Genomic DNA, 18,863 nt, shown 5'->3' on the forward strand with positions numbered 1-18,863 from the left:
TCTCTTTCTGTCTTCAATTTTCAAACAGCAGGGCTTCAACAAAACCGACAGAACTTCACCCGGCGAACCGGCCTCAGCCCCAGCGTCCTTAGGAAGCGCAGAAGAGGCGCCGCTCAGCGGCGGCGCCGTCTCGATGGGTGGCTTATAGGGCGCGCCCCTTTTCGCTGTCAACGCCGATTTTGAAAGTTTTTCGACAACGCCAGAATTTTTAGTGAATTCAATGAGTTATCTGGAATCATGAGTTTTCCACAAGGTCGGGAGCACCATTCTCGTCCGCTCCGGGGCCAAACCGGCGCCATCCCTCATCAGGCCAGAGGGAAGATGCCGCGGGAACGCGAGAGCCCGTGCCTTCAGGATGCAGCGGGCGCATCGCTCAACGCTTCCGCCAGGAAGTCACTCAGGGCCACCACGGCCGCCGCCGCGCGCCCCGGCGCCTGGTGCAGTGCGATCTCCGAGGCCGGCAAGGCCGGCAGCCCCTGCTCCGGCCCCAGCAACTCTAACTCCGGGCGTGCGGTGCCGGCCTTGACCACGGTCAGCGCCGCCCCCGATGCCGCCATGGCCTCGACGGCACCGATGCTCGACGAGGAGAACAGGATGCGCCAGCGCAGCCCGGCTTCGTTCAGCGCTTCCAATGCCCATTCGCGAAACATATTGGGCGCCTTCAGCAAGGCGAGCTCCAACGGCTCCACCAGCGAGAAACTGGCCCGATCCGCGCAGGCCCAGGCGGTGCGTTCCCGGCGCAGGACCCGGCCCCGACCATCGCCGGCCTTCTGCGTGGCGAGAACCAGGTCGAACTCTTCGCCGAGGCTGTTCAGCAGGTCGCGGGTGAATCCGGTCGTGACCTCGAGCTCGACCTCGGGGTGGGAGCGGGCAAAGCGGGCGAGCGTTTCCGGCAAGACGATGGTGGCGTAGTCATCCATGACCGCCAGCCTGACTCGGCCGCTGACGCTCTGCGCATTGATGACGTCGAGCGCCTCGTCATGCAGCGAGACGATACGGCGGGCATAGCCGAGGAACTGCTCGCCCGCGCGCGTCAGCGCCACTTCCTGCGGCGAACGCTGCAACAGCGTCTGCCCCGCCAGTTCCTCGAGCCGGCGGATCTGGGTGCTGACGGTCGACTGGCTGCGGAACAGCGCGGCCGCCGCGCGGGTAAAGCTGCGCAGCTCCGCGACAGTGACGAAGCTGCGCAGCAGATCGACGTCGATATTGCGCAGCATGGTGCAGCAGCCCTCGCCTCGTCGCGTTCCAGCGGGTGCCGTTATGCCAATTCGGAAACCATCTGTCCCGTAGGCAGAGCCCGTGGCCGCCATGCGCGGCGCCGATCATGGAAATCGAAGAATTCAATTTTGTCGCAGGGCGCGGCAACGGTAGTTTGCCGCCCAACGGGACATCAGGAGCCCGAGACCGGAGACGCATGAGATGCCCAGGCTGAGATCCGCAACCTCCACCCATGGCCGCAACATGGCCGGCGCCCGCGGCCTGTGGCGCGCCACCGGCATGAAGGATGGCGATTTCGGCAAGCCGATCATCGCCGTCGTGAACTCCTTCACCCAGTTCGTGCCGGGCCATGTCCATCTCCAGGACCTCGGCCAGCTCGTCGCACGCGAGATCGAGAAGGCCGGCGGCGTCGCCAAGGAGTTCAACACCATCGCCGTCGATGACGGCATCGCGATGGGCCATGACGGCATGCTTTACAGCCTGCCCTCGCGCGAGCTCATCGCCGACAGCGTCGAGTACATGGTCAACGCCCATTGCGCCGACGCGATGGTCTGCATATCCAACTGCGACAAGATCACTCCGGGCATGCTGATGGCGGCGATGCGCCTGAACATCCCGACTGTCTTCGTCTCGGGTGGACCGATGGAGGCCGGCAAATTCATCGCCGAGGGCGTGCTGAAGAAGGTCGACCTCGTCGATGCGATGATCGCGGCCGCCGACGACAAGTATACCGATGCCGAGGTCGACGTGATCGAGCGTTCGGCCTGCCCGACCTGCGGCTCCTGCTCGGGCATGTTCACCGCAAACTCGATGAACTGCCTGACCGAGGCGCTCGGCCTCGCCCTTCCCGGCAACGGCTCGACGCTCGCGACCCATGCCGACCGCAAGCGCCTCTTCGTCGAGGCCGGCCATCTGATCGTCGATATCGCCCGCCGCTACTACGAACAGGACGACGAGAGCGTGCTGCCGCGCAATGTCGGCTCGTTCAAGGCGTTTGAGAACGCGATGACGCTCGACATCGCCATGGGCGGCTCGACCAACACGGTGCTGCACCTGCTGGCGGCGGCCCATGAGGCCGAGATCGACTTCACCATGGCGGATATCGACCGGCTTTCGCGGCGCGTGCCCGTGCTTTGCAAGGTCGCTCCGGCCGTCGCTAACGTGCATATGGAAGACGTCCACCGCGCCGGCGGCATCATGGCGATCCTCGGCGAGCTCGACCGCGCCGGGTTGATCGACACCTCGCTGCCGACCGTTCACAGCGCGACGATGGCCGAAGCTCTCTCGCGTTGGGACATCACGCTGACGCAGAGCGAGGCGGTGCGCTCCTTCTATAGCGCGGCGCCCGGCGGCGTGCCGACCCAGACCGCCTTCAGCCAGGACCGGCGCTTCGAGGAGCTCGACGACGACCGCGAGAAGGGGGTGATCCGCAGCGCCGAGCATGCCTATTCGAGGGATGGCGGGCTCGCCGTGCTCTTCGGCAACATCGCGCTGGACGGCTGCATCGTGAAGACGGCGGGCGTAGACGCCTCCATCCTGAAATTCGCCGGTCCTGCCGTGATCTTCGAGAGCCAGGACGCGGCGGTCGACGGCATCCTCAACCGCAAGGTCAATCCCGGCGATATCGTGCTGATCCGCTATGAGGGGCCGCGCGGCGGGCCGGGCATGCAGGAGATGCTCTATCCGACGAGCTATCTGAAGTCGAAGGGGCTCGGCAAAGCCTGCGCGCTCATCACGGACGGCCGGTTCTCGGGCGGCTCCTCCGGCCTCTCAATCGGCCATGTCTCGCCGGAAGCGGCCGAGGGCGGCGCGATCGGCCTTGTCGAGAGCGGCGACATCATCGCGATCGACATCCCCAACCGCAGCATCTCGTTGCAGGTTTCCGACGACGAGCTGACGCGCCGCCGCGCAGCGATGGAGGCCAAGGGCAAGGATGCCTGGAAGCCGTCCGCGCCGCGCAAGCGCAAGGTCTCGACCGCGCTCAAGGCCTATGCTGCGACGACGACGAGCGCCGCCAAGGGCGCGGTGCGCGTGGTCGACTGATCGTCTTTGGGTCGACCGGCCAACTCGGCCGGTCGACCCATTCTATAGAGATCAAATTTCCCAGCGCTGTCACGCGAAGAGCGATTTCTGCTTTTCATATCTTCGGGCTCGGGTGCGGCAGCAGAATCGCATTGTCTGGACACATTCTCCGGCGTATTGAGCCTGCCGAAATTTTGAGCAGCGCTAGCCGAGTTCAATGTCTCTCCCCGTTCCCGACCCACAGACCGGCCGACGCTGGCGCAGCAGGGTCTTCGCGCCGATCCTGGCCGGCGCGACATGGCGAGACCGACTCGTCGCATGCTTCGGCGCGTTGATCGGGGTCGGGGCGACCGGGCTTATCTGCGGGCTTCTGCTCGGCAACGATCCCCATCTGCCGCTGCTTGCCGCGCCGATGGGTGCATCCGCCCTGCTCCTTTTCGCCATCCCATCGAGCCCGCTCGCGCAGCCCTGGTCGATCGTCGGCGGCAATACTGTCTCGGCGCTGATCGGATTGCTTGTCGGCCGTTACGTTCCCGAGCCCGCCATCGCGGCCGGCAGCGCCGTCGCGCTCGCCATTGCCGCCATGTCGCTGCTGCGCTGCCTGCATCCGCCCGGTGGGGCGGCGGCCTTGACGGCCGCGCTCGGCGGCCCGCTCGTCTCGGCCTACGGCCTCGGCTTCGCCTTCGTGCCGGTTGGGCTGAACGCGCTGGTGCTTACCCTGTTCGGCGTTCTGTTTCACCGCTTCTCCAGCCATAGCTATCCGCATCGTCCTGTGGCCGCCGCCAATCCACACGGAACGAAGGACCTGCCGGCCAGCCAACGTATCGGCTTCAACGAGGCCGATATCGATGCCGCGCTCGGCGATCTCGGCGAGGCCTTCGACATCGACCGCGGGGATCTCGACCAGTTGCTGCGGCGCGTCGAGATGCATGCGCTCTCGCGCTCCCGTGGACTGCCGCGCTGCGCCGATATCATGTCCCGCGACATCGTCCGCATCGACCGACACGGCGGGATCGAAACCGCACGCGCGCTCCTGCTCGAACATGGCGTTCGTGCCCTGCCCGTCGTCGATCACGACAACCGGCTGCTCGGCATGGTCGGGCTGCGCGAGCTGACGCGACCGGGCCTGCGCGTCGACGATGTCATGGCCCCGGCCCGCACCGCCGGCCCCGATGCCCACGCCATCGAGCTGATCGCGCCGCTGACCGATGGCTGCCGCCACGCCGTCGGGATCGTCGACGAAGCGCAGCATCTGCTCGGGCTGGTGACGCAGAGCGACCTGCTCGCCATGCTGCTCAAGCCGCTGCGGCAGGAAGCCGCCTGATCAGCGCGGCACCAAAAAACGTTCCCCCTTTCGCCCGTCCTCCTTTAGCTTGCCGCCAATCTCATCGGAGGAACCGCAATGCGGGCCGCGGCCGTCGCCTTGATCTGCCTTTTGTCGCTTCCTGCGGAGGCGGCCGGCCCGTTCGGAAAGATCGTCGTCGGCAACTGGTCGGGCGGTACCTTCACCAACGACCAGACCGGCGCCTTCTCGCATTGCGCCGTCAGCGCCCGCTACAAGAGCGGCGTGACGATGCTGACCTCGGTCACCGCGCAGTATTCCTGGCTGCTCGGCTTCACCAGGCCCGACTGGAAGCTCAGGGCCGGCGAGACGCTCAATCTCCGGCTCGTCTTCGACCGCAGCTCGACCATCGATGTGACCGCGAACATCAAGACACGGACGCTGCTCACCATCGCGATGCCGGCGCAATCAAATCTGATCAACGCCTTCCGCCAGGGCCGCTACCTCGAGCTGATCGCCAATGACGCACGCTATACCTTCGCGCTGACCTCGACCGGCGAGATGCTGCCGGCTCTGGTCGAATGCGTGAAGCAGAGCGCCAATGCACGCGGCCCGGTGACACCCGGCGCGCCCGCTCAGGCTCAGACGCCAGAGGCGACGGAGAAGGAGCGCGCGGCACGGGCCGAAAAGAAGGCGCTGCTGGAGAAGACGCGCGACCTGATCCGCAGCAAAATGCTGGCCTGCATCGGCCGGGAGGGAACGCCGATGCTGCTCACCGACGAGAAGGCGGAGGTCGTCGCCAAGGCGGCCATGCTGTTCTGCAAGGGGGACGTCGACGCGCTGACCAATGCCACGATCGAGCTGATCGAGACCGAGGACGGCCGCCCCGCCAATCGGGGCGCGGTCCGCGAGGCGGCGGAAAAGCGGGTTCAGGAAGTCGTGACGGCACATATCATCCGCGCCCGTGGCGAGATGCTCGGCAAGGGGCAAAGGCCGTCCGATCCTGCGCCGTTGAGACCGTCCGACCCTGCTTCTCGTCCGTCGCAGATGCTCTGAAACGCAAAACGCCGCGCCTTGCGGCGCGGCGTTTCGAACGCTGATCGATGCGAGGATCAGCCCTTGAGCTTGGTGTTGCACTGGCTCCAGTAGCCGCCGCCCTTCTCGATCCATTTCAGCTCGCCATTGGCGTTGGCCGCCTTGTTGGCGTTGTACTGGTCGACGCAGGTCTTGAGGCGCGCCTTGCCGGCGGTCTCGTTCGAATATTTCTGCGAAACGGCCTTGGGGAAGACCGCGGCCCTTGCCTTGGCGGACGGCATCGCCATGGGCTTGCCAGCCGGAGCGGCCGTCGTCGCGGCCGGAGCGGCAGGCTTCGCCGGCTCGGCCGGCACCGCGGCCGCGGCCTCGTCGTCGGCGGCATCGTCGTCACCACACTGGGCCTTGCGGAAATCGTTCCACTTCTGGCCCTTGAGCGTATTGGCCTTCTTGGCGTCCTGATACTTGACGCTGCACTCCTTCATCGTCAGCGCCGAGGCCGGCGCCACGGTGAAGGATGCAAGAGCAAGGGCCGATGCGGATGCGAGAATGAATGTCCTGAACATGACCTTCTCCATGGCAAAGCGTACTGCCGCCGGTCGGCATGCCACTCCGATTTACGCCCCGAGGCAAGCCCTTTTCCGGCGCGCCGAATAACCTTTCGCCTGCAAAATGTTCCTTTGTAGGCAAGCCCTTGCGCGATCGCGGAGAGAAAGCCGGAGAGTAAGCCCGGCAGATCTTTCAGTCTCTCCTTGCCGGGTCGCCCGATTTCCCTGCTATATGACGGCCCATCGCACATCTGGAGACGATATGGCACGGCCCTCCGACGCCGCGAAGGACCGCGAGCTCATCCGCATTCTCACCGAAAATGCCCGGCTTCCCCTGTCCGACATCGCCAAGCAGCTCGGCGTCTCGCGGGCGACCGTGCAGGGACGGCTGGCCCGGCTGGAACGCGACGGCGTGATCGCCGGCTACACCACGATCCTGGGCAAGGCGACCCGGCCCGCCACCACGATCTCCGCCCTCATCCTGATCGAGCTCGAGGTGAAGCAGCAGGGCGGCGTGGTCGCAGCCCTGAAAAAGCGGCCCGAAATCGTGCAATGCCACACGCTGAGCGGCCATTTCGATCTCTCCGTCAAGATCGAGTGCGAGACGGCGAGCGACCTCGACACCATCATCGACTGGATCGCCGAGATGGAAGGCGTCCGGCGCACGACGTCCTCCGTGATTCTGGCCCGGAAATTCGAGCGCTGACGCTGCCACGACGGCGCGGCCGGGAACCGCGTTGTCGATTTCCCATCGATATGGCGCATATCCCTTCTTCTCGCGGGCACATCGCTGCGTGCAGCGGCGATCCGCTCGTTAAAGCCTGCGTCGCCTGAGGCGATGAATGACGAGAGAGGGAGGTGCCTTGCCTGCCCGACCCGTCAGGAGATCGCGACATGACCATCCAGAAGCAACGCATCGCCGTGCTCGGCGCCGGCCAGATCGGCGTCATCATCGCCGGCATGCTGGCCGAGCAGGGCCATGAGGTGACGCTGGCCGACGCTTCCGCGGCGCAGCTCAAGCATGCCACCGGCGGCCGCTTCGCCACCGCAACGGTCGACGCCGCCGACCTCGGCGCGCTCAGCGCCTTCCTCAAGGACCGCGACATCGTCGTCAGCGCCTGCCCGTACTTCCTGAACAAGGGCATCGCCAAGGTCGCGGCCGAAACCAAGACCCATTATTTCGATCTGACCGAGGACGTCGCCACCACCTCCTACATCAAGGAGCTCGGCGCCACCTCCGAGGTCGCGCTGGTGCCGCAATGCGGTCTGGCCCCCGGCTTCATCTGCATCCTCGGCGCCGACATGGCCGCTCGCTTCGAAAATGTCCGCGCCATCAAGATGCGCGTCGGCGCGCTGCCGCTCTACCCGACCAATGCGTTGCGCTACAACGTGACCTGGTCGGTCGACGGCCTGATCAACGAATACTGCAACCCCTGCGAGATCGTCTTCGACGGCCAGCCGACCCTGGTGCCGGCGCTCGAAGGCATCGAGAGCGTGATGATCGACGGCGTCGCCTACGAGGCGTTCAACACCTCGGGCGGGCTCGGCACCCTGACCGAGACGCTCGCCGGCAAGGTGCGCAACATGAGCTACAAGACACTGCGCTATCCCGGCCATGCCGAGATCATGAAGCTCCTGCTGCGCGATCTCGATCTCGCCGACGACCGCGAGACCCTGCGCCGCATCCTCACGCATTCCGCGCCCTTCACCCGCAAGGACGTGGTCGTGATCTTCGTGACCGGCGTCGGCGAGCGCCGCGGCCGCCTCGAAGAAGAGAGCGTCGTGCTGCGCTATGACGGCAATGACGAGCTCGGCGCGATCCAGCTCACCACCGCTGCCGGCTGCGTCGCGATGGTCGAGCTCTTCCTCGCCGGCAAGCTGCCCGCCAAGGGCTTCGTGCGCCAGGAGGATGCCGTCCTCGCCGACTTCCTTGCGACCAAGGCGGGCGGCCGGCTGGTGCGCGAGGCGCGCGGCGTCGACGCCGAAGGCCTCGCCCCCACCGTGGCGGTCAAGAGCGCGGCCTGAGAGCTCGCGCTCCCTCCGACAGTCAGGCTCTGCCCGTCAGAGCCTGACGCCCAGGCCGCGCAGCTCGGCGCGCAGGTCGATGGGCTCGACGAAATGGACGGTCCGCATGCCGATACCGCGGGCCCCCACGATGTTCTTCTCGCTGTCATCGACGAAGATGCAATCGCCGGCGTCGAGGCCGTAGCGGCCGAGCAGCACCTCGTAGATCGCCGGGTCCGGCTTCAGCAGCCGCTCATGGGCGGAGACGACGACGCCGTCGAAGCTCTGCAGGAACGGGAAGCGGATCAGGCATTCCGCCCATTTCTCGCGCGAGAAATTGGTGATGGCGTAGACCTTTTCGCCCTGTCTCTTCAGCTCTTCCAGAACCGCGACGCTGTCGGCGATGGTGTGGGGCACGCTGTCATGCCAGCTTTCATTGAAGGCGCGGATCTCGCGCTCCCATTCCGGATGCCGCGCGACCAGCAACGCCACGCCCTCCTCCCAGGAGCGGCCGCGATCCTGCTCCAGATTCCAGTCGCCCGTGCAGATGTTCTGCATGAACCAGTCGAGCCGCTCGGCCTCCGGGATCAGCGTGCTGTAGATCAGCCGCGCGTCCCAGCGCAGCAGGACATTGCCGACATCGAAGACGACGGTGGGATTGCTGGAAGCCATCGTGAAACCCGCTTGAAATGGACCGGCAGGACAGCCCATTCACACGCTTGTGTCCAGACGTGCAGGACAGTGGCCGACCCTATCGTTTATGCCGAGGCATGAGCCTTCGCATCGGAGACCCGCCCGTGAAAGCATGGCTGCCATGGACCGACCGACAGGGCCGCTTCTCGCCCTTGCGGGCCGCGGCCTTCGCATTGCTGTTCGTACCGGCGCTGCTCCTGCTCCATGCCGCCTGGATGCATCAGCTCGGCTCCAAGCCCTGGACCGAAGCGATCCACCAGACCGGGACCTGGGCGGTCAGGATCCTCATCGTCACGCTCGCCGTCTCGCCGTTCCGGCGGCTGTTCGACTGGGGCAAGCTGATCGGCATCCGCCGCATGGTCGGGCTCGGCGTGATGGCCTATGCACTCGGCCATCTCTCCCTCTACTTCATCGACATGGCGTTCGATTGGGGGCTGATCGTTTCCGAGATCGTCAAGCGCTTCTACCTGACCATTGGCTTCGTGGCGCTCCTCGGCCTCTGCGCGCTCGGCGCCACCTCGACCGACGGCATGATCCGCCGGCTCGGCAAGAACTGGCAGCGCCTGCACAATCTCGTCTATCCGATCGCGATACTGGCGCTGCTGCACTTCGCGCTGCAATCCAAGATCGACGTCACCGAGCCGGTGCTGACGAGCGGGCTCTTCCTGCTGCTGATGCTCTATCGCGGCCTGTATCGCTGGAAGCTGCCGGTCTCGGTTCCGGCCCTGGCCGGCATCGCGCTTCTCGCAGGGCTGCTCACCGCAGGGCTGGAAGCGGGCTGGTATGCCGCGACTTCCGGTGTCTCGGCCTGGCTGGTCTTCCAGGCCAATGCCGACATCCTGACCTATCAGGATTACGCCTCGCTGCGGCCGTCGCATTGGGTCGCCCTGGCCGGGCTTCTGGTCGCATTCGGCCATGGCTTGCGCGCACGCAAGCCGCGCCCGCCACGGCAGGTGCGCCAACCCGCGGTGGCGTAAGTGACCGTTTGGAACCTCCAGCCCTCATCCTGAGGAGCGCCTTCAGGCGCGTCTCGAAGGATGCTCCAGATATCTCCTGAGCCTCCTGGAGCATCCTTCGAGACGGCATTCCCAAGGGAATGGCTCCTCAGGATGAGGGCTCAGTCAATTTTCAAACGGGCTCCAAGGAGAAAAACGTTCCAAGTTTCGACATCTTCCGGATGGAAAGGATTTCCCCTCCCGCACTCATGCTCTAACCCTATGGCATGCCTGACGACCCGCACGCCCAGCCCACGGCCGATGTCATAGAAGCCGAGCTCGCCTCGGAAGGCATCAAACCAGCGCAGGCTCGGGTCTCGCCCTTCGTTCCGCTGCAGCAGCCTATTTTCCGCGCCGTCTGGTTCGCCAGCCTCGCCTCGAATTTCGGCGGCCTGATCCAGGCGGTCGGCGCCTCCTGGATGATGGCCTCGATCTCGCCCTCGGCCGAGATGGTGGCGCTGGTGCAGTCCTCGACCACGCTGCCGGTGATGCTGTTCTCGCTGGCCGCCGGCGCCATCGCCGACAATTACGATCGCCGCCGCATCCTGCTGGTCGCGCAAATCTTCATGCTGCTGGTCTCCATCGGGCTGGCTGCCGTCGCCTGGTTCGGCCTGATCACGCCCTGGCTGCTCCTGACCTTCACCTTCCTGATCGGCTGCGGCACGGCGCTCAACAACCCGGCCTGGCAATCATCGGTCGGAGACATGGTGCCGCGCCGCGACGTGCCGGCGGCGGTGACGTTGAACAGCGTCGCCTTCAACATCGCCCGCAGCGTCGGCCCGGCCATCGGCGGCGCCATCGTCGCGGCGGCCGGCGCGGTCGCGGCCTTCGCCATCAATGCCGTCAGCTACATCCCCCTTCTCATCGTGCTGGCGCGCTGGCGGCCGCCCAAGGTCGAACGTCTCCTGCCGCGCGAGACGATGCTGATCGCGATGGGCGCGGGCGTGCGCTATGTCGCGATGTCGCCGAATATCCGCTCCGTCATCCTGCGCGCCTTCGTCTACGGCTTCGGCGCCATCGTCGGGCTGGCGCTATTGCCGCTGATCGCGCGCGACCTCGTCCGCGGCGGCCCGCTGACCTATGGCGTGCTGCTCGGCGCCTTCGGCGCGGGCGCGGTGGCCGGCGCCTTCATGAGTGCGCGCCTGCGGCGGGCGATGAGCACGGAAGCTCTGGTTCGCTCCACATTTACCGCCTACGCCGTGGGCGTCATTTTCGTCGCGCTCAGCTCGACCATGCCGCTGGCGATGGCCGGGCTCTTCGTCTGCGGCGCCTGCTGGGTGCTCGCGCTCTCGACCTTCAATGCCACGGTGCAGCTCTCGGCCCCGCGCTGGGTCGTCGGCCGTGCGCTCGCGACCTACCAGATGGCGGCCTTCGGCGGGATGGCGACCGGCAGCTGGGCCTGGGGCCGGCTCGCTCAGCATTTCGGCGTCGAGAAGGCGCTGCTGATCTCGGCGGTCACGCTGCTGGCCGGCGCCGCGCTCGGGCTGCGCTACCGGCTGCCGCCGCTGGAGGAGCTCAATCTCGATCCGCTCAGCCGCTGGCGCGAGCCGAAGGTCGCGGTCGACATCGAGCCGCGCTCCGGCCCGGTGATCGTGACGATCGAATACATCATCAAGCCGGAAGACGTCGTCGCCTTCCTGACCGTGATGGCGGAGCGGCGCCGCATCCGGCGCCGCGACGGCGCCCGGCACTGGACCCTGCTGCGCGACCTGACCGATCCGACGCTCTGGATCGAGCGCTACGACAGTCCGACATGGGTCGAATATGTCCGGCAGAACCAGCGCGTCACCCAGGCCGATGCCGAGATCGGCGAGCAGGTACGCGCGCTGCATAGTGGGCCGAACCCGCCGGTGGTCCACCGCATGATCGAGCGGCAGACAACTTCCCTGCCGCAATTGCCGGCGGCGAGGTCTCCGACGCTGGCCGACTCGCTGGCCGACTCATCGCGGCCAGCCTGAGATGGAGTCGAAGCGTCACTGCGGGGCTTCGCGCCAGCGACGCGCCCGGAAATGACGGGCGCTCCCCAGGTCGGTCCGGTCAGCCGACGATCCAGAGGCCGGCGAGACCGACCATGCCGACGATGATCCGCCACCAGGCAAAGGGGGCGAAGCCGCGCTTCGAGACGAAGTCGAGGAAGCTGCGCACCACGATCAGCGCCGAGAAGAAGGCCGCGATGAAGCCGACGACGATCAGGATGCCGTCGTCGAAGGTCAGGTCCTTGTAGCTCTTCAGCAGATCATAGGCGAAGGCGCCTGCCATGGTCGGCATGGCGAGGAAGAAGGAGAACTCCGCCGCGGCGCGCTTGCTGGCACCGAGCAGCATGGCGCCGACGATGGTCGAGCCCGAGCGCGAGACGCCGGGGATCATCGCCAGGCACTGGATCAGGCCGATCTTGAAATACATCGGCAGCGGGAAAGTCGTGGCGTCGGTGTGCTTTTCCTGCAGCTCCATCTCGTCCACGACGAGCAGGATCAGGCCGCCGGCGATCAGGGCGCAGCAAACGATGAACGGGTTGAACAGCACGCTCTTGATGAAGCCGTGCAAGGCGGCGCCGATGATCGCGGCGGGCAGGAAGGCGATCAGCACGCCGATGACGAAGCGCCGGGCGGAGGGGTCCGTCGGCAGGCGTCGCGCGATGTCCAGCAGGCGGCGGAAATAGACCAGCAGGATCGCGAGGATCGCGCCGAGCTGGATCAGCACCTCGAAGGTCTTGCCGTTCGATTCGAAGCCGAGGAAATGGCCCAGCAACAGCAGATGGCCCGTCGAGGAGACCGGCAGGAACTCGGTGAGGCCCTCGACGATGCCGAGGACGAAGGCTTCGATCAGGTTCTGCATGCGGGAGATCCTCGCGCGAATCAGACCGCACCTGGCCGGGCATCGGTCGTCGTCTCGTCGGCTTACGCCCAGGCCTTTGCAAATTGGTTACCACTTTGCGAAGGAGCCGGGACAAATTGCAGGCACCCGCATTGCCGCGGCTTGTGACGCTTTTCGGGCATGACTATAGCAAGCCTCGCCGCCCCTTCGGATCGCGACAAAGTCCGGCGGCCCTGCTTCCGACGCATTTTGCCTGCTTCACAAGTCTTCATGAGTGCCATGGCGACCCTGTACCATTACCCGCTATGTCCGCATTCGCGTTTCATCCGTCTCGTACTTGGCGAGTTCGGCATGGAGGCCGAATTGGTCGAGGAGCGCGTCTGGGAGCGACGACGGGAATTCCTCGAGCTCAACACGGCGGGGACGACGCCCGTCTTCCAGGAGCAGAACGGGCTACCTGTGCCCGGCGCGGGACCGATCGCGGAATATCTCGACGAGACCCGCGGGCTTGCGCTCGGCGATCGCCGCCTGCTGCCGGAAGGGCCCGGCGAGCGCGTCGAGGTGCGCCGCCTGCTCGACTGGTTCAACGTCAAGTTCCATGAGGAGATCACCGGCCCGCTCGTGATGGAAAAGGTGATGAAGCGGTTCATGAGCCGCGACGAGGGCGGCGGACCGCCGGAAATGAGCGCGATCCGCGCGGCGCGCGCCAATGTGCGCTATCATCTGCGCTACATCTCCTGGCTGCTGGCCAAAAGGAACTGGCTCGCGGGCTCGCAGCTGAGCTATGCCGATCTCGCGGCGGCGGCGCATCTGTCCTGCGTCGATTATCTCGGCGACGTGCCCTGGGAAGAGGATGAGGCGGCTCGCTCATGGTATGCGAGGATCAAGTCGAGACCGAGCTTCCGGCCGCTGCTGAGCGACCGCATGCCCGGCATGTCTCCGAGCGCGCATTACGACAATCTGGACTTCTGAGCGGCGAGAAGCTGAAGCGCGCCGTCGCTGAGCGGGCGCTCGGTGAAGGCTTTGCCGTGATGCGCGTCGCCGCTGCCGACGCCATACCCGAGGCGCCCGAGCGGCTCGAAGCCTGGCTCGCCAGCGGCTATCAGGGCGAGATGAGCTGGATGGAGGAGCGCCGTGAGCAGCGCGCCGATCCGCGCCGGCTGTGGGGCGAGGTCCGCTCCGTCATCATGCTCGGCATGAACTATGCGGGCGACGGCGATCCGCTCGCGACGCTGGCTCAGCGCGACAAGGCTGCGATTTCGCTCTATGCGCGCCGGCGCGACTATCACGACGTCATCAAGGGCAAGCTGAAGAGCGTGGCCGGGCTGCTCGCCGCGCGCGGCGGCGCCGACGTCAAGGTCTTCGTCGACACCGCCCCGGTGATGGAGAAACCGCTGGCGCAGGCGGCCGGGCTGGGCTGGCAGGGCAAGCACACCGTGCTGGTCTCGCGCGAGCACGGCTCCTGGCTGCTCCTCGGCGCGATCTACACCACCGCGGAGCTGCCGGCCGATGCGGCCGAGCGCGATCATTGCGGCTCCTGCCGGCGCTGCCTCGACATCTGCCCGACAGACGCCTTTCCGGCGCCCTACCGGCTCGATGCGCGCCGCTGCATCGCCTATCTCACGATCGAGCATCCCGGCCATATCGATGCAGAGCTGCGGCCGGGCATCGGCAACCGCGTCTTCGGCTGCGATGACTGCCTCGCCGTCTGCCCCTGGAACAAATTCGCGCAGACCGCGCAGGAAACCCGGCTCGCCCTCAAGAACGAACTCGACGGGCTGGACCTCGCCGCGCTCGCCCGCCTCGACGACGCCGCGTTCCGCACGCTCTTCGCCGGGACGCCGGTCAAGCGCACCGGACGCGACCGCTTCCTGCGCAATGTGCTGATCGCCATCGGCAATAGCGGCCGACCGGAACTTGCCGAGAGCGCCCTGCCCCATCTCGCCGACCCTTCGCCGCTCGTCCGTGCCATGGCGGTCTGGGCGCTCGGCCGAGTCGCTCCCGAAAGTGTCAGCGAGCGCGCCGCGGCGGGACTCGCCGGCGAAGACGATCCGCAAGTGCGCGCCGAATGGCTCGCACTGACGCTTCAGACGGAATATGCCGCATGAACATCCTGATCCTCGGCCTCGGCTATTCGGCCGGCTTTTTCGCGCGCGCCGCGCTGGCGCGGGGATGGGAAGTGACCGGCACCGTCCGCTCCGCCGAGAAGGCGGCGCAGCTCAGCCGCGAAGGCATCAGGACATTGGTCTTCGGCGGCTTCGCCGTGTCCTCGGCGCTCAGCAAGGCGGTGGCGGAGGCCGACGCGGTGCTCGTCTCGGTGCAGCCGGCTGAGGATGGCGACCCGGCACTCGGCCCGCTGCGCGGCGCGCTCGCTGCGGCACCCAACCTGCGCTGGATCGGCTATCTCTCGACGATCGGCGTCTATGGCGACCAAAGCGGCGCCTGGATCGACGAAGCCACGCCGCCGGCTCCAACCAACGGCCGCACCCGCCAGCGCGTCGCGATCGAGGAGGCCTGGCTGCAGCTTGGGCGCGATAGCGGCAAGCCGGTGCAGATATTCCGTCTTTCCGGCATCTACGGCCCCGGCCGCAACGCCATCACCAAGCTGCGCGAGGGCAAGGCGAACCGGCTGATCAAGCCGGGGCAGGTTTTCAACCGCATCCATGTCGACGATATCGCCGAGGTGCTGATGGCCTCGCTGGCGCAGCCCCGCAACGGCGCGATCTACAACGTCACCGACGACGAGCCGGGGCCGCCGCAGGACGTCGTCACCTTCGCGGCCGAACTGACCGGCCTCGAACCGCCGCCGGAAACCCCATTCGCGCAAGCACAGCTCTCGCCGATGGCGGCGAGCTTCTACGGCGAGAGCAAGCGCGTCTCGAATGCGCTGGTGAAGCGGGAGTTCGGCTACGCCTTCCGCTACCCGACCTATCGCGAGGCGCTACGGGCGCTGGCCGCAGCCGGCGAATAGTGAGAGCAACCTCGCGCTTCCATCGCGAGGTTGCTGTCAGTTTTCGTTTTGTCGCATTTTCTTTACGCGAACCGGTGCTCACTTCGCTCGAAGATGCTCTAATGTCAGGCCGCGCGACGCGGGGTCTCGCCGCCATAGTAGTCGGTGTAGCGCTTGTCGATCGCCGAGACCGGCAGCACGACCAGCACGTCGGTCGTGCCGAACTGGCGGTCGATCACGGCGCCGGTGCCGAAGCGCGCGCCGATCCGAAGATAGCCCTTGATCAATGGGGGCAACTCCTTGAGCGCGAGCTTGGCGTCGATCATCTCCGACGGCAGGCGATCCATGCCTACGAAATGCTCGGGATGCGCAGCCGCGGCCCATTCGCCCTGCGAGCGAGCCTGATGGTGCAGGAAGCTCAACGGCAGGGCCAGCGAGTCGGGATCGGTCCCGTCGAAGGAGGCGCAGCCGAACATCGCATCGATGCGGTGATGCTGGAGATAGGCCCAGATACCGGACCAAAGCAGCTCGACCGTCCTCTTGGTGCGATAGGGCTTCAGCACGCAGGAGCGGCCGAGTTCGAGGAAGCGCTGACCGGGATGGCGCGCGAGCAGCGGCGCCAGATCGAATTCGCTCTGCGTGTAGAAACCGCCGAGCCGTTCGGCCGCGCTCTGGCGCATCAGCCGATAGGTGCCGACGACCTTGGGCTTGGTGCCGCCGAAGCGGCCGCGCGCCGCATGATCGATGACGAGGAGATGGTCACAGGCCTTGTCGAAGCGGTCGGCATCGCGGCGGAACATCCGCGAGACGACATCGGGCTTGGCCGACATTTCCTGGTAGAAGACACGGTAGCGCAGGCGCTGTGCCCGCCAGATCTCGCGCGGGCCGCGCGCCAGCCGGACCTCGAGCGAACCGAGCCGGCCGAGCGTGCCCGCAAGCGGCGGAGCCTCGCCGGGTTCGGCACCGAAACGCCGCATCGGGCCGCCCGCGATCAGCATCAGCGGAGCGAACCGGGTGAACGCATTGCCGGCTGAAAACCGGGAGGGCAGCGCGTTCTTGCTATCAGAAACGTGCAATGCCATCGCGAATCTCGATCCCTCAGCCGCGTTCGGCCTAGAGGTAGGCTTGCCCGGAGGATCTTACAACTTCGCGACAAAACGGCGTCGAAGCGATGACTGCCGTCAAGCCGAGAGGCTGCCTGCCGACGGTAGCGACAGGCGCTCCAGCCAGCGCAGCAATGCCGCGCGCTCCAGCGGTTTGGCGAGACAATCATCCATCCCCGCTGCGAAAGCCGCTTCCCGATCGGCTTCCGCGACATTCGCAGTGACGGCGACGAGCGGCAAGGCGGAGGCGCGCCCGAGCCGGCGTTCGAGCGCGCGGATGGCGCGCGCGCAATCAAGACCCGTCATCACCGGCATGCGCACATCGAGAAGGGCAAGCGCCAGCGGCGGAGCCGCGCCGGCAAAGCTGGCCTCCACGCGCTGCAGAGCCTCGCGCCCGTCGCGCGCCCAGAATGCGATGCAACCGAAACGTTCGAGCGTGCGAACGACCAGCAGCGCGTTGATTTCATTGTCTTCGGCCACGAGCACATGGAGGCCGGTGCCGGGCGAGTTGCGAGCGGATGCGGTGGCATTCGCGATTTCGCCCATCGCCGGCAGCCTATGCGGGAAGTCCGCATCGAGCCGTTCATAGAGCGAGCGCGTCCGCACCGGCTTGATGAGAAAGCCGGAGAAGCCCGCGGCCTGCGGCGCACCGAACTGCCGCCGCTCCAGAGGCGAGAGCAGGATCAGGCAATCGCGGATGCCGGACGCAGCGACCGCTGTAGCGAGATCCTTCGCCGGCATATCGCCGAGTGCGTGATCGATCAGAACCGCTGTCGGGCGGGTTTCGCCGATCAGCTTCACGCGCGCCGATTCGGCGGTCGTCGCGACGGAGACCGCGGCCCCGGTCACCCGGATCGCTTCCGCCAGGAAGCGCGCCGCGAACGGAACAGGCGAGACCAGCAGGATATGCTGATGCGGCCAATGCGGAATGCCCGGACGCGCGGCATCCGCAGCTGCCGCGAGCGGCAGTGTAACGCGGAATGTTGCTCCTTCGCCTAGCCGGCTTTCGGCCCTCACTTCGCCCGCCATCAAATCAACGAGGCGCCGGACGATCGCCAGCCCGAGGCCGGCTCCGGACTGCCGTATGCCGGCACCATGTTCGACCTGTTCGAATTCGCTGAAGATGTCCTCGAGCCGGTCGACGGGAATGCCCGGCCCGGTATCGGCGACGGTGATCTCGACGCCCGCACCCGACAGCCGCAGGCTGAGACCGACCCCGCCGGCTTCGGTGAACTTCACCGCGTTTCCGACGAGGTTGAGCAGAATCTGGCGCAGGCGGTCGCGATCGCCAATGAGGCGCGTGGGCAGCTCGGGCGCAATATGGGCGGAGAGCTCGATGCCCTTCGCCTGCGCCCGCGGCGCCACGAGTTCCGCCACCGTCTCGACGAGCTGGACGACGTCGAAGGGTTCCTCGACCAATTCGAGCTTGCCGGCCTCGACCTTGGCGAAATCCAGGATATCGTCGACCAGCGCGAGCAAGGCCTCGCCGGAGGTCCGCAACGCTGCAATATAGGTCGCCTGCTCGGCATCGGGGCCGGTATCGGTGAGAAGGTCAGCCATCCCCAGGATGCCGTTGAGCGGCGTGCGGAACTCGTGGCTGACGGTGGCGAGGAAGCGCGATTTCGCCTCGCTCGCGGCTTCGGCCCGGGCGCGTGCCTCGACCAGGGCGTCCTCGCCGGCGATACGCGCGGAGATGTCGCGGCCGACGCGTTGGATGAGCGCCTTCCCGCCATGTCCCGCAACCGCCGTCTCGACCCAGGAAATCCAGCGCTCGCCCTCATACGTCGCCAGACACTCATCGAAACTGCGGGCTCCGCCTTCGAGCAGTTGCGCTGGCCGACTGGCGAGTTGCGGCAGCTGCATCTTGCTGCCGACGAGATCGACCTCGCTCGCGCCGAACAGCGCCCCATAAGCCCGGTTGGCATAGACGATGCGCGCACCGTCGCGCCTGACGATCAGGTCGCCCTGGGCTTCGATCAGGCTGCGATAGCGTTCCTCGCTATCGGCGAGTGTCCAAAGCCGGTCGTTGAGATTTTCGGTATCGCGGAGCAAAGCGGCGACCTGCCGCCGCAACTGTTCACGCTGGAACAGGAGCCGGGCAATCAGCAGGCATAGCGCGAGCGCGGCGCCTCCGACGATGAGCCATGACCAGAACGAAGAAACCATGCCCTTCGATCTAGCCCTCGTCCCTTGAGAAAGGCG

16 protein-coding genes are annotated in these 18,863 nt (G+C 66.5%); 10 read left to right on the forward strand and 6 right to left on the reverse strand.

What is annotated here, in order from left to right:
- Positions 1–350: 350 nt before the first annotated feature.
- Positions 351–1,217: a LysR substrate-binding domain-containing protein gene (locus AC1DE3_RS10555; protein ID WP_476779805.1), complete on the reverse strand. Its 867-nt coding sequence runs from the start codon at positions 1,215–1,217 to the stop codon at positions 351–353.
- Between the two features lie 202 nt (positions 1,218–1,419).
- On the opposite strand from AC1DE3_RS10555, the gene ilvD reads away from it, so the two are divergent.
- The 3 genes from ilvD (at position 1,420) to AC1DE3_RS10570 (ending at position 5,578) form a co-directional block, all read left to right on the forward strand.
- Positions 1,420–3,261: a dihydroxy-acid dehydratase gene (gene ilvD / locus AC1DE3_RS10560; RefSeq protein ID WP_476779804.1), complete on the forward strand. Its 1,842-nt coding sequence runs from the start codon at positions 1,420–1,422 to the stop codon at positions 3,259–3,261.
- Positions 3,262–3,457: 196 nt separating this feature from the next.
- Positions 3,458–4,564, forward strand: a complete 1,107-nt coding sequence (locus tag AC1DE3_RS10565; RefSeq protein WP_476779803.1) for an HPP family protein — start codon at positions 3,458–3,460, stop codon at positions 4,562–4,564.
- A gap of 78 nt (positions 4,565–4,642) precedes the next feature.
- Positions 4,643–5,578, forward strand: a complete 936-nt coding sequence (locus tag AC1DE3_RS10570) for a hypothetical protein (RefSeq protein ID WP_476779802.1) — start codon at positions 4,643–4,645, stop codon at positions 5,576–5,578.
- A 56-nt stretch (positions 5,579–5,634) separates the two neighbouring features.
- Here the strand turns inward: AC1DE3_RS10570 and AC1DE3_RS10575 are convergent, their stop codons facing one another.
- Complete coding sequence (locus AC1DE3_RS10575; protein WP_441509280.1) at positions 5,635–6,120, reverse strand: hypothetical protein; 486 nt, start codon at positions 6,118–6,120, stop codon at positions 5,635–5,637.
- A 244-nt stretch (positions 6,121–6,364) separates the two neighbouring features.
- On the opposite strand from AC1DE3_RS10575, the gene AC1DE3_RS10580 reads away from it, so the two are divergent.
- Together AC1DE3_RS10580 and AC1DE3_RS10585 are read left to right on the forward strand one after the other, a co-directional pair.
- Positions 6,365–6,808, forward strand: a complete 444-nt coding sequence (locus tag AC1DE3_RS10580; protein WP_149131092.1) for an Lrp/AsnC family transcriptional regulator — start codon at positions 6,365–6,367, stop codon at positions 6,806–6,808.
- 188 nt (positions 6,809–6,996) lie between these two features.
- The gene (locus AC1DE3_RS10585; protein WP_476779801.1) at positions 6,997–8,127 is read left to right on the forward strand and encodes a saccharopine dehydrogenase family protein; all 1,131 of its coding nucleotides are present in this window, start codon (positions 6,997–6,999) and stop codon (positions 8,125–8,127) included.
- Positions 8,128–8,163: 36 nt separating this feature from the next.
- Here AC1DE3_RS10585 and AC1DE3_RS10590 read toward each other — a convergent pair whose 3' ends face one another.
- Complete coding sequence (locus AC1DE3_RS10590) at positions 8,164–8,778, reverse strand: HAD family hydrolase (RefSeq protein ID WP_476779800.1); 615 nt, start codon at positions 8,776–8,778, stop codon at positions 8,164–8,166.
- A 125-nt stretch (positions 8,779–8,903) separates the two neighbouring features.
- Here AC1DE3_RS10590 and AC1DE3_RS10595 point away from each other — a divergent pair, with 125 nt between their 5' ends.
- The gene (locus AC1DE3_RS10595) at positions 8,904–9,776 is read left to right on the forward strand and encodes a protein-methionine-sulfoxide reductase heme-binding subunit MsrQ (RefSeq protein WP_476779799.1); all 873 of its coding nucleotides are present in this window, start codon (positions 8,904–8,906) and stop codon (positions 9,774–9,776) included.
- A 245-nt stretch (positions 9,777–10,021) separates the two neighbouring features.
- Complete coding sequence (locus tag AC1DE3_RS10600) at positions 10,022–11,752, forward strand: MFS transporter (protein ID WP_441509284.1); 1,731 nt, start codon at positions 10,022–10,024, stop codon at positions 11,750–11,752.
- Between the two features lie 79 nt (positions 11,753–11,831).
- Here the strand turns inward: AC1DE3_RS10600 and AC1DE3_RS10605 are convergent, their stop codons facing one another.
- Positions 11,832–12,629 carry an undecaprenyl-diphosphate phosphatase gene (locus tag AC1DE3_RS10605; protein ID WP_441509285.1) on the reverse strand — a complete coding sequence of 266 codons (798 nt, stop codon included), beginning with the start codon at positions 12,627–12,629 and terminating at the stop codon, positions 11,832–11,834.
- A 258-nt stretch (positions 12,630–12,887) separates the two neighbouring features.
- Between AC1DE3_RS10605 and AC1DE3_RS10610 the strand changes: the two genes are divergently transcribed.
- Genes AC1DE3_RS10610 through AC1DE3_RS10620 form a run of 3 tightly spaced genes read left to right on the forward strand, consistent with a single transcriptional unit; the run spans position 12,888 to position 15,579 of the window.
- Complete coding sequence (locus AC1DE3_RS10610) at positions 12,888–13,580, forward strand: glutathione S-transferase family protein (protein ID WP_476779798.1); 693 nt, start codon at positions 12,888–12,890, stop codon at positions 13,578–13,580.
- An 11-nt stretch (positions 13,581–13,591) separates the two neighbouring features.
- On the forward strand, positions 13,592–14,716 hold the full coding sequence (gene queG, locus AC1DE3_RS10615) for a tRNA epoxyqueuosine(34) reductase QueG (protein ID WP_476852404.1): 1,125 nt from the start codon (positions 13,592–13,594) through the stop codon (positions 14,714–14,716).
- On the forward strand, positions 14,713–15,579 hold the full coding sequence (locus tag AC1DE3_RS10620) for an SDR family oxidoreductase (RefSeq protein ID WP_476779797.1): 867 nt from the start codon (positions 14,713–14,715) through the stop codon (positions 15,577–15,579). The genes queG and AC1DE3_RS10620 overlap by 4 nt, the downstream gene beginning before the upstream one ends.
- A gap of 104 nt (positions 15,580–15,683) precedes the next feature.
- On the opposite strand, the gene olsB is transcribed toward AC1DE3_RS10620, so the two are convergent.
- Entirely contained in the window at positions 15,684–16,535 is an 852-nt protein-coding gene (olsB, locus tag AC1DE3_RS10625; protein ID WP_476779811.1) for a l-ornithine N(alpha)-acyltransferase, read from the reverse strand.
- A gap of 204 nt (positions 16,536–16,739) precedes the next feature.
- Positions 16,740–18,827 (reverse strand): hybrid sensor histidine kinase/response regulator, encoded by a 2,088-nt coding sequence (locus AC1DE3_RS10630; protein WP_476779796.1) that lies wholly within the window; start codon positions 18,825–18,827, stop codon positions 16,740–16,742.
- Between the last annotated feature and the right edge of the window lie 36 nt (positions 18,828–18,863).

It is taken from the genome of Allobosea sp. 10L417, assembly GCF_056395485.1.